Source organism: Corallococcus exercitus, from assembly GCF_003611585.1.
Classification (GTDB): domain Bacteria; phylum Myxococcota; class Myxococcia; order Myxococcales; family Myxococcaceae; genus Corallococcus; species Corallococcus exercitus.
In genome coordinates this window covers 1-6,620 of the sequence record NZ_RAVW01000494.1, presented here as the reverse complement: position 1 = coordinate 6,620, position 6,620 = coordinate 1, and the positions used below count along the sequence as shown (strand labels likewise).

6 protein-coding genes and 1 pseudogene are annotated in these 6,620 nt (G+C 71.7%); 4 read left to right on the top strand and 3 right to left on the bottom strand.

The features are described 5' to 3' along the window. Positions 1-103: 103 nt before the first annotated feature. The 4 genes from D7W79_RS36780 (at position 104) to D7W79_RS36765 (ending at position 4,534) form a co-directional block, all read left to right on the top strand. Positions 104-1,060, top strand: coding sequence for a diguanylate cyclase (locus D7W79_RS36780; RefSeq protein ID WP_120529946.1), 957 nt, complete (start codon positions 104-106; stop codon positions 1,058-1,060). Between the two features lie 26 nt (positions 1,061-1,086). Beyond that, entirely contained in the window at positions 1,087-2,823 is a 1,737-nt protein-coding gene (locus tag D7W79_RS36775; protein WP_120529945.1) for a response regulator, read from the top strand. A 95-nt stretch (positions 2,824-2,918) separates the two neighbouring features. Next, complete coding sequence (locus D7W79_RS36770; RefSeq protein WP_120529944.1) at positions 2,919-3,794, top strand: hypothetical protein; 876 nt, start codon at positions 2,919-2,921, stop codon at positions 3,792-3,794. A 233-nt stretch (positions 3,795-4,027) separates the two neighbouring features. After that, positions 4,028-4,534, top strand: coding sequence for a PQQ-dependent sugar dehydrogenase (locus D7W79_RS36765; protein WP_120529943.1), 507 nt, complete (start codon positions 4,028-4,030; stop codon positions 4,532-4,534). Positions 4,535-4,596: 62 nt separating this feature from the next. Here the strand turns inward: D7W79_RS36765 and D7W79_RS36760 are convergent, their stop codons facing one another. The 3 genes and pseudogenes from D7W79_RS36760 to D7W79_RS36750 form a co-directional block, all read right to left on the bottom strand. Beyond that, the gene (locus tag D7W79_RS36760) at positions 4,597-5,190 is read right to left on the bottom strand and encodes an HdeD family acid-resistance protein (protein ID WP_244222171.1); all 594 of its coding nucleotides are present in this window, start codon (positions 5,188-5,190) and stop codon (positions 4,597-4,599) included. A gap of 177 nt (positions 5,191-5,367) precedes the next feature. Further along, positions 5,368-6,249, bottom strand: a complete 882-nt coding sequence (miaA, locus tag D7W79_RS36755; RefSeq protein ID WP_244222172.1) for a tRNA (adenosine(37)-N6)-dimethylallyltransferase MiaA — start codon at positions 6,247-6,249, stop codon at positions 5,368-5,370. 100 nt (positions 6,250-6,349) lie between these two features. Next, a pseudogene (locus tag D7W79_RS36750) lies at positions 6,350-6,620 on the bottom strand (hypothetical protein); the annotation flags it as partial.

The window sequence follows — 6,620 nt, the reverse complement described above, 5'->3', positions numbered from 1 at the left end:
GAATAAGAGACAGGCGCAAGGGCGTGGGGAGCATCTGGATGGGCGTGGCGCCCGAGACTTTCGGCCTGCCATTTCGGGACAGGCGAGCGGAGCGAACCAGTTCATGGAACGGCACGGCCGCAGCAGTGAGCGCGCGCTCCTGCTCATCATCGAGGACGACACCGCCGTGCGCGAAGGCCTGATGGACCTGCTCGCCCCGCGCTTCGACGTGCTGGCCGCGCCGGACGCGGACGCGGGCGTGGAGCTGGCGCGCGAGCACCGCCCGGACCTGGTGCTGCTGGATCGCTTCCTGCCCTCCGGGGATGGGCTGGCGGTCCTGGAGACGCTCCAGAGCGACGTGCGCACGGAGACGGTGCCCGTCATCTTCCTCACAGGGGACGCGGACGAGGCGACCCTGGAGCGATGTCTGGAGATGGGCGCCGTGGACTTCATCCACAAGCCGGCGAGCTCGCGCGAGCTGCTCGCCCGCATCGACCGCGCGGTGCGCCAGAGCGAGCAGCAGCGCAAGCTCCAGGTGCTGGCGCAGACGGACGCGCTCACCGGGCTGGCGAACTTCCGGGCGCTGAGCGTCCGGCTGGAGGACGAGTTCAAGCGCGCCCAGCGCTACGGCTACGCGCTGAGCGTGGTGGTCATCGACCTGGACCACCTGAAGGCCATCAACGACGGCATGGGCCACGACGTGGGCAACCGGGCCATCCTGGCCCTGGCCACCCTGATGCAGGGCAACCTGCGCGAGTCCGACTTCGCGGCGCGCTTCGGCGGCGACGAGTTCGTCGTGCTCTTGCCGCACCAGACGTCGATGGAGGCCGCGGTGTTCGCGGAGCGCCTGCGCTCGGAGCTGCGCGGCGTGAACGTGCAGCGCGGTGACGGGCGCCCGGCGCCCTTCGGGTTGAGCATCAGCGTGGGCGTGGCGGACCACACGGCCGACTCCCCGCGCGAGAGCACGGAAGCCTTGCTGAAGGCGGCGGACGCCGCGCTCTACGAGGCCAAGCGGGAGGGGCGTGACCGGGTGGTGGTGTACGGCCAGTCGCTCCACACCCCCTCGGCGCAGCGGCACTGACGGCGGGAAGGGAACGAGGGCGCGCGATGAGCGGGACCAGCAAGCTTACGAGTGGTTCGAGGGTGGCGATCGTCGGCGGAGGCATCGCCGGGGCGGGGCTCGCGGCCTCCCTGCTCTTCAACGGCCGCGCGCGGGGCGTGGCCCTGGACGTGCGCGTCTACGCGGGGGGCACCGAGGAGCGCACCGCGCCCCCTGCCCTGCTCACGCCGGAGTGCCGCTCGCGTCTTGCCGCGCTGGGCTGCCGGATTCCTCCGGAATGGCGCGCGCACGAGCTGCGCGGCGTGGAGGTGATTTCCCAGGGCGAGCGCGAGCTGCTGCCGTGCGCCGCGGGCGGCCTCTGGGTGGTGGACGGCTGGCCCCGGGGTGAAGGTGGCCTGGACATGGTGCGCCACGTGCTGTCCACGGCGGCCAGCGCGCAGGGCGCCCGGTTCGTGAACCGCCATGTGGAGCGCGTGGAGCGGCAGGCGCCCGCTCCGGACGCCCCCACGGCGGTGCGCAACGCGGGCCCCCTGGTCGTCCGCGCGCAGGGCAGCGGCGAGCGCTTCCACGCGGTGGCGCTGGCCGCGGGCGCGGGGCCGCTGCTGGGTGACGCCTTCTTCAAGGGCTTCCGTCCCGCGCCGTCCATGCCGGCGGTGCAGGCGCGGCTCCAGGGCGCGATGACGGGCCGGGACCTGGCGCCGGTGGCGCGCCTGTGGGTGTCCCCGCTGCCTTCCGTGGATGCGCTGTTCCTCGTCCCGGGCGCGTCGTCCGTGTACGCGCTGGCCTTCGGCGCGGCGGTGACGCCAGCGGACCTGTGTCAGGTGCTGATGATGGCCGCGCGCGATGGCCTGCTGGAGGAGGGCTTCGAGGTCGCCGCGCTGGAGACGACGCGCCTGCCCTTCGGCCCCGGCCGCACGCTGGTGGCGCCCGGGCAGCTGGCGGTGGGCCCCGCGGCCTTCGGCCACCCGCTGCAGGTGGGGCTGTCGGAGACGCTGGCGTCGTGCAGCCGCGCCGCGGTGGCGCTGCTGGATGGCGGGCTGGACGCGCCGTCGCTGGAGCGCAGGTACGTGCGCGACGGGCTGGGCGAGCTGATGGAGGACGCGGCCGCCGGTGCGCGCTCCATCTCCTGGCTGCGCCGCGCGGGCAAGCGGGCTCCGGCGGCGTTCGTCGCGGCGCGCGCGAAGCACGCGACAGGCGGCGTGTATGGCGGCGGCGTGCTGGGCCTGAGCGCCCCCACCCCGCTGGGGCTGCTGTCCGCGGCGCGCTGGTCGGGCGTGCGGGAGGTGGTGGGCTCGTGGCTGCGCACGCCAGTGGAGCCCGTGCCGACGTTCGTGCCGGAGGTGGAGCCGGACCTGTACTACGTGGTGGACGACGACGCGGACACGCGCGAGGCGCTCACGCTGCTCCTGGAGAGCACCGGCGCGCGCGTGGTGTCCTTCGCGGACGAGCTGGCGCTGTTCTGCGCGGTGGCCCGCCGCCCGCCCACCGCCATCCTCCTGGACGTGGTGCTGCATTGGGTGGACGGCCTGCGCCTGTGTGAAGGCCTCAAGCAGCACCCGCTCACCCGCGACACGCGCGTGCTGGTGATGAGCGGCCTCAACCGTCCGCACGTGCGGCAGCGCGCGCTCGACGCGGGCGCGGAGGCCTTCCTGCCCAAGCCGGTGAACCCGGACCGCCTCCTCTGCCAGCTCACCGGCCGCGTGCCGGACCCGCTGGCCGCGCCGCGTGAAATCCAGCGGCCGGCCGTCGTGGAAACATTCGGCGAAGACCGTTTTGCCTCCTGACACCCACCTGCACGCAACCCAGATCACATCGACGGGATAATCCCTACAAAAGCATGAAGCTTCGCACTTCATGCTCCATCCAAAGGGAGTCCCTCATGTTCGCCACGAAGCTTTCGCGTCTGGGCACGTCGTCGTCCCGTTTGTTCAAGCACACGCCGGACATCACCCGCTCCTTCTCCACGAAGGTCCCGTCGGAGCAGGCGCTCAAGGACCGCGCGGATCAGAACCGGGTCCGGTTCCAGCAGCACGACCTCATGAGCGACATCATGCACGCCGAGGATCGGCGTGACGGCGGCAACAACCAGTTCGCGCCGCGCATCCGCCCGGACGTGGAGCTGACCCGCCGGGACAACTTCCCCTTCAACGAGGTCCAGCCGAAGTACGACACGCCCAAGTCGGCCATCGACCGGGACGGCCGGCTGCAGCCGGTGGCTCCGAAGGACCGCACCGTGACGCTGACCGCGCACGTGGACGGCGCGAAGGACACGAAGGCCCACTCGCCCTTCACGTCCTTCAGCGGCGTGCCCGTGGGCGTGGATGGCCAGGCGACGGAGCGGAAGCTCGTGGACAACCCGGACTACGGCAAGCACCGCATCGTCCACAACCCGGCGCAGGACGCGAAGGGCGGGGACGTGTTCGACCAGTTCGACATCCAGCGCGACATCCGCACGTCCACGCAGCCGGGCCTGGACGAGACGGCCGTGAACCGCAGCCAGCCCGGCAAGCCGGTGTGGCAGCCGGAGGCCCACGAGCGGAAGTTCCTGGCCGACGTCGGCGTGGATCCGACGAAGTCCAGCTTCACCTACCGCGAGCGCGCGATGATGAACTCCGCGCGGGATCAGGAGTACCTGGTGCGCGGCACCATCCACGACTTCAGCCTGGAGCGCCCGGATGATCACGGCCAGCTGAAGCACGTGTCGCGCGACCAGTTCGCCGACCTGTTCGACGACGCGCACAAGAAGACGAAGTAGGCCGCGCGCCAGCAGGTGCTGAACAGGGCCGCAGGATCGGGATTGTGGGCTCACGAACCCGCGAAAGCTCGCGGTGCGTCCCAACGGCGCCGTCTACGTCACCGAGCGCGAGGCCGTCCGAGTCACCCTGCTGCGCGACACGAACGGCGACGGCACGGCGGACCAGACCGTCGTCGTCGCCAGCGGCCTCGGCACGAAGAACGCCGGCGTGCATCGGGTTCGCGTGGCATCCGGTGTCCGGGCAGCTCTGGGGCATGGACCACGGCTCGGATTCGCGCGGGGACGACATCCAGCAGGACGCGGACTACGGCTGGCCCTACTGCCTGGGCAAGCAGGAGCCGGACGCGTTCCTCAGCCAGGAGCCGCCGGACCTGCAGTCGCGCCCGGAGTACTGCGCGAAGACGCAGCCGCCGGTGCTTGAGTTCCAGGCGCACTCGGCGCCCATGAGCCTGACCTTCTACACGGGCACCCTCTTCCCGGAGGAGTTCCGGAACAACGCCTTCGTGGCGATGCGCGGCTCGTGGAACCGCAACCCGCCCACCGGCTACAAGGTCGTCCGCGTGCGCTTCGATGCGCAGGGCACGCCGACGGCGTTCGAGGACTTCGCGTCGGGCTGGCTCGGCGCGGACGGCACCACGCAGTTCGCCCGTCTGGCGGACACGGCCGTGGCCGCCGACGGGGCGCTGCTCGTCACGGACGACGCGAACGGCGTCATCTACCGCATCGGCCACCCGGGCTGAGCTTCACTCACTGATATCCCTCATTCACCGTGAGTGAATAGACGCCAGGACTGTCCTGGCGCTCAGGCATGTACGTGCCGGATGCCCCGCCGCAGCACGAGCGAGCCGGACATCATGAAGATGCCCCGGAAGAAGACGGCGAGCCCGACGAGGGTGCCCACGAGCCACACGGAGGACGCGGGCCAGCGGGCCATGACGCTGAGGCCCAGGAACACGGAGATGATGCCGTAGGCCAGGTCCCATCCCCACTGGAAGTAGCGGTCCATGACGGAGGTGATGGCGTGGAAGAGGCCGCTGGCGAAGAAGTAGCCGGCGATCAGCAGCGTCAGCGAAGCGAGCCCCGCGGCCGGGTACATGACGGTGAGGATGCCGACGACGGTGGTGAGCACGCCGCCCAGCATGAGGGACCAGAAGGCGCCCCGGCTTTCGCCGCGGGAACGGACGGCCGCGATGATCTCCAGCACACCGCCAATCACCAGCATCATGCCGATGAAAAAAACGGTGACCATGCTGGTGAAGAAGGTGGCGCCCAGCAGCACGATGCCCGCGATCGACGTCAGCAGGCCCAGAAGGAAGGGAGCGCCCCACATCGCCGAGGCCCCCCGGGAAGGACGGTCCGGCCGGGTGTCCGGCGCGCGTTCGACGTTCGTATCCATGGCGATCTCCGCGGTGATGGCTGCCCGCCCCGAGCCCTCGGCCGCCTGTCGGTCCGGGAGTGGACGTGGGGGAAGCGTTTCCTCGTGGAAGATGGGAGCGGCGCCGGGTGCGAACAATCCACGTCCCCCAGCGAATGAGGCAAAGCGGCGAGCAGGGGCCGGAGTGGCCCATCCCGCTCAACGGGTGGGGCGGGCGTACGGAGGCGGGAGGAACACCGCGCCGGGCTCCTTGCGGAACCAGGTGAGTTGCCGCTTGGCGTAGCGCCGGGTTTCCTGCGCGGTGTCGGCGATGGCCTCTTCGCGAGTCATCCGGCCCTCCACCACGGCGCGGGCCTGCACGTAGCCGACGCTGCGCATGGGGGCCGCGTCCGCGTAGCCCTGTTCCAAGAGGGCCCGCGTCTCCTCCACGAGGCCGCGTGAGAACAGCGCCTCCGTGCGCGCGTTGATGGCCGCGTAGAGGGCCTCGCGCGGCGGGTCGAGCACGTACAGCTGGAAGGGATAGCGGTCCGGCGCGAAGGCATGCGCGCGGCGGAACTCCGAGGCGGGGACGCCCGTCTGCGCATGGATCTCCAGCGCGCGGACGACGCGCACCAGGTCCTGGGTGGGCAGCTTCGCCGCGGTCTCCGGATCCACCGAGGCCAGCCGGCGGTGCACGGCCTCCCTCCCCTGCTCCGCCGCGAGCGCCTCCAGCTCCGCGCGCAGCGAAGGCAGGGCCCCGGGTGCGTCCACCACGCCGTGCAGCAGGACGCGCAGGTACAGGCCGGTGCCGCCGACGACGAACACGGGCCGGCCCCGGGAGGCGATGTCCGCGATGGCCGCGTCGGCGCGGCGTTGGTATTCGGCGGCGGAGAAGGTCTCCAGCGGATCCACGCAGGAGACCAGGTGGTGCGGCACGGCGGCCCGCTCCTCGGCGGAAGGCTTGGCGGTGCCGATGTCGAAGGCGCGGTACACCTGCTGCGAGTCCGCGCTGACGATCTCCCCGCCCGCGGCGCGAGCCCAGTCGATGGCCAGCGCCGTCTTCCCCGACGCCGTGGGCCCAGCGATCACCGTCAAAGGCACCCGCGTCTCAGCCACCGTCATCCGCCTCCCACGCCCGCTGTAACGCAGACGCGGGACAAGCGCGAGCCCCGACGCGCCACCTCGACTACAGCCCCCTGCGCTATCGCGGTCCCGCCGCGACCAGCCGCGTCCGCACCACTTCGGCCGCGCTGGCATCGCGCGAGAACACGAGTCGCGCGGTCTCCACGGACGACAGCACGCGCCCGGCCGCGCCCACCAGCGCACCCCGTCCCGCCGCTGTAGGCTCGGGCAGCATCGCGTTGAGCAGCAGCACGCGGGCCACCTCTCCCGCGCCCTGCGCTTCCCATCGCGAAGCCGCGTCCCAGCCCAGCGTGCCTACCGCGACGAGCGTCGCCTCGGCGGCCCGGGTC

What these genes read in the sequence shown, in the direction of transcription:
- D7W79_RS36780 (WP_120529946.1), top strand. Translation starts at nt 104, where the DNA reads ATGGAACGGCACGGCCGCAGCAGTGAGCGCGCGCTCCTGCTCATCATC.
- D7W79_RS36770 (WP_120529944.1), top strand. Translation starts at nt 2,919, where the DNA reads ATGTTCGCCACGAAGCTTTCGCGTCTGGGCACGTCGTCGTCCCGTTTG.
- D7W79_RS36760 (WP_244222171.1), bottom strand. Translation starts at nt 5,190, where the DNA reads ATGGATACGAACGTCGAACGCGCGCCGGACACCCGGCCGGACCGTCCT.
- D7W79_RS36775 (WP_120529945.1), top strand. Translation starts at nt 1,087, where the DNA reads ATGAGCGGGACCAGCAAGCTTACGAGTGGTTCGAGGGTGGCGATCGTC.